2 protein-coding genes and 2 rRNA genes are annotated in these 3,901 nt (G+C 64.9%); all 4 read right to left on the bottom strand.

Going from position 1 to position 3,901, the window contains the following annotated elements; genetic code table 11:
* Positions 1-2,313: TonB-dependent siderophore receptor (locus tag ACOJTD_RS24465; protein ID WP_420135446.1), on the bottom strand; the 2,313-nt coding region annotated here is incomplete at its 3' end.
* Between the two features lie 251 nt (positions 2,314-2,564).
* Positions 2,565-3,191 (bottom strand): hypothetical protein, encoded by a 627-nt coding sequence (locus ACOJTD_RS24470; RefSeq protein WP_420135447.1) that lies wholly within the window; start codon positions 3,189-3,191, stop codon positions 2,565-2,567.
* A 250-nt stretch (positions 3,192-3,441) separates the two neighbouring features.
* Positions 3,442-3,556: ribosomal RNA gene (rrf, locus tag ACOJTD_RS24475) — 5S ribosomal RNA — on the bottom strand.
* A gap of 107 nt (positions 3,557-3,663) precedes the next feature.
* A 23S ribosomal RNA gene (locus ACOJTD_RS24480) occupies positions 3,664-3,901 on the bottom strand; the annotation flags it as partial.

Here is a 3,901-nt window from a genome sequence, read left to right on the forward strand (position 1 = left end):
CGTCGCAGCCAGCGAGAACCGGCGAGCGTCGCCGACCGCGACGTTCAGGGTGTTGACGGCCGACGGATAGTACACGCTGTCGAACACGTTCTTGACGTTGAACTGATAGGTCACCGGAAACGGACCTGTCCGGGTCTCGTAGCTGGCGAAGATGTCGGCCACGGTGTAGGCGGGCAGCACGAAGGAATTGGTGCTGTCGCCGGGCCGATCGCCGACATAACGGGGGCCGCCGCCGACGCGCAGCCGACCGGGCAGCGCCGTGCCGAAATCATAGACCAGGAACAGCGACGCGGTGTTCATCGCCACGTTCTGCAGCCGCATCCCGACCAGCGTCGGATCCTCGGTGACGATCGCGTCCGTGTAGCCGTAGCTCGCGATCGTGCTCCAGTGATCGTCGAGCCGGCCGGTGACGTCGAACTCGACGCCGCGCGAGCGGACCTTGCCGGCGGCGCGATATTCGTTGAGGCCGGTCGCGGCGTTGAACTGCGACACCAGCACGTTCTTCTTGTCGATATCGTACACCGCCAGCGTGCCGGACAGCCGCTTGTTGAGGTCGAACTTCAGGCCGGCTTCGTATTGCGTGCCTTCTTCCGGCGCGATGTTCGAGCCGACGACGAAGCCGCCGGTCAGCGGCGCGATGGTCGAGGTCGGCTGCAGCGACTGGGTGTAGCTGGCATAGAGCGAGACCTGATCGTTCAGCTTGAGGATGGCGCCGGCGAGCGGCAGCACCTTGCTGCCGTCGAGATCGGTGTTGGCGGTGAACGGCCGGCCGCGGCCGGCGAGCTGGTTGTATTCCATCCAGCGCAGACCGCCGACCAGCGAGAACCAGTTGGTGAGATGCAGCGTGTCCTGCAGGAACAGCGAGCGCGTCTCGAGCTGGTCCGTCTGATTGCTGTCCGAGGCCGACACCGTGGTGCCGGGCTGCACCAGGCCGTAAGTCGGATTGTAGAAGTTGAAACTCGGCGTCGCCTGGCGGATCAGATCCTGGCGATAGATCACGCGGCGCTGCGCGTCGCCGCCGATCAGCAGCTCGTTGCGGAAGTCGCCGAGCCAGACATTGCCCTGCAGGTACGACGTGCCGTAGCTGACATAGGCCATCGCACCCTTGGTGCCGTCATTGCTGCGGGTCTCGACGCCGGTGCGGGCATTGACGCCGGTGATGCGTAGCTGATTGGCGTCGTAGGTCTCGCTGTTGAAGCTGTAGGCGGCGGTGACTTTCCAGTTGTCGTCGAGCCGATGCTCGATCGAGCCCTGCACCAGATCGGATTTGCCCCAGGTCCGGTTGAACGCCTCGTCGAGCCGGCGCGTCGCCGGAATCGCCAGCGGCGCGCCGTTGACGAAGGCGGTGCCGCGATCGAACGGATAGCTGAATTCGCGGTGCTCGTAGCCGAACTGAATCGTGGTGCGGTCGCCGTACCAGGCCAGCGACGGCGCCACCAGCACTTCGCGATTGGCGCCGAAATTGCGCCAGTAATCTTCATCGAGCCCGGAGCCGACGAACCGGTAGGCGACGCCGCCGTCGCCGATCGGACCGGTGACATCGACGATCGCGTTGGAGCCGTTCTTGCCGCCGCCGAAGGTCGAGCCGATCACCGTCAGCGAGCCGTGCTGATACAGCTCGGGCCGCTTGCTGATGGTGTTGACGATGCCACCGGGCGTCTGGATGCCGTACAGCAGCGAGGCCGGGCCTTTCAGCACTTCGACGCTTTCGACGTCGGCGCCGAGCGCGCGGCCTTGCACCAGCGGCATGCCGTTGCGCATGATCGAGCCGTCGCGATTGTCGCCGAAGCCGCGGCGGATCACGGCGTCGAACGACCCCGCCAGCGTGTTGGTCTGGGTGACGCCGCTGACATTGGCGAGCGCGTCGTCGAGATTGCGCGGCAGCTGATCCTTCAGCACCTGCTCGGGCACGACATTGACGGATTGCGAAGAGTCGAGCGGCGAGGCGCCGCTGCGCAGCGTCGTCGGGCTCGGCATCGCGCGGTAGCCGAGCTTCTGTTCGTTCAGCACCGCGGCCGCGGCGGCGGCGCGGTCCGACGGCGTGGGCGGCGCAGGAGTCGGCGCGGGCTGACGCGCGGCGCGGCGGACGGCGGCGCGTTGCGGCGCGCGCGTCGAAGGGGCCGGCGCGGCACGTTTGGCGTCGCGATTGGGCGCCTCGACCGTGACGGACGGCAACTGCGTGCCGGACTGCGCCAAGGCCAGCTCGGCGGGAGCGAACGTCGCGAGGCAGATCACACTCGCCGTGGCGCCGACTCGAACCTTTGCTCGCTGGCGTCCACCAGTTCGCGCGAGCCGTCCTTCGTCGATCGACATGTCCGCAGTCCGCTTTCCGCCCGAGAGAATGACAGTCGGCGTTTAGCAGCGTGCGGGAATGATGAGAACGCGTAGCGGCTTGTAATGCCTCTAAGTCGCGCGCGCATGACGTCCAATCAGAGGACCGATCAGCCGCGGGTTGTGTCGATGCCGATGATCAAGGCACAGCCGGCGAGAAACGCCCGCGCCCTCAGCAAAAACGCCGCCCCGGAACCGGGACGGCGTTGACGGTGTCGAAGCTGGCCAGCCGACTACTCGTCTTCGTCAAGCGCTTCCGCCAGCTTGTCGTAGTTCTTCAGCACGAGGTCGATGTTGGCCTTGTTCTTCACCGTCGGGCCGGGCGACTTCAGCGCTTCGTTGAGATCGGCGAGCGCCTGCTTCTTGTCGTCGGCCGACATCTTGGTGTCGGCTTCGACCAGCGCGATCTGCGCCTTGAGCTCGGCCTCCGGGCCCACATAGGTCTTGGTCTTGGCATCGACGCCGGCCATCACCATGCTGATGGCTTCGACCACGTCGCTGTATTCGCCGTAATTGGCGAAGCCGTATTTCTTCGCCGTGCTGTCGAGCTGTTGCACCAGCTTCGGATCGGGCTTCGCCTGCGGATCGTCGGGCATCTTGGCGGCGATCGCGTCGAGATCCTTATGCGCGGCGAGCACGCCCTGGATCTGCTTGTCGGTCAGCGTGATATCCTTGAGCGCCGGCTCCGAGGGCGCCGCGGCTTCCGGCGCGGGTTTCACCGGAGCGGCCTGGGCCGGCGCACTCTGGCCCTGCGTCCCTTGAGCGGCCTGCGCCAACAGCGCGGTGGGCGACGCCGACGCGAGCGCGAGGGCCAGACAGCCCGCTCCGGCGAGGGCAGCAGGTCGAAGTGTGAAGCGCATGAAGTTCTCCTCGGTGAGTCCGCCTGGGGACAGGGCCGGCTTTGCGCCGATTCAAGGCCCTCGGAGTCTGGCCCGGAATTGGGCCGAAACACGGGCAGACCGCTGTAGCGCCAGCGGCAGACTGGGGCCATTCGAAATCGCATAAAGACGGCGAAGGAGGACTTCCAAACGCGAAAACGCCGCCTCTTTTGGAGGCGGCGTTTTGTCTGGGTGTATTGTGTCATCGTGATTGAGGCATTGTCCTTTGCAGGCCTGGCAGCGACCTACTCTCCCGCGTCTTGAGACGAAGTACCATTGGCGCTGAGGAGTTTAACGGCCGTGTTCGGGATGGGAACGGGTTCAGGCTCCTCGCTAGAGCCACCAGGCCGGCGAAGGACAAGCACGAAGCAATATCTGGTCTGTGTCCGGCGTCGGTGACGCCGGCGTGCTCTATCAGTTCAGATCCTGCGGATCATGGACACTGATAATGAGAGCAATCAAGCCAATCGAACGATTAGTACCGGTAAGCTGCATGCATTGCTGCACTTCCACATCCGGCCTATCAACGTGGTGGTCTTCCACGGTTCTCAAGGGAATGCTCGTTTTGAGGTGGGTTTCCCGCTTAGATGCTTTCAGCGGTTATCCCGTCCGTACATAGCTATGCTGCACTGCCGCTGGCGCGACAACAGCTCCACCAGAGGTACGTTCACCCCGGTCCTCTCGTACTAGGG

Origin of the sequence: Rhodopseudomonas sp. (assembly GCF_048594845.1) — a bacterium.
In the GTDB taxonomy this organism is placed as follows: Bacteria; Pseudomonadota; Alphaproteobacteria; order Rhizobiales; family Xanthobacteraceae; genus Rhodopseudomonas.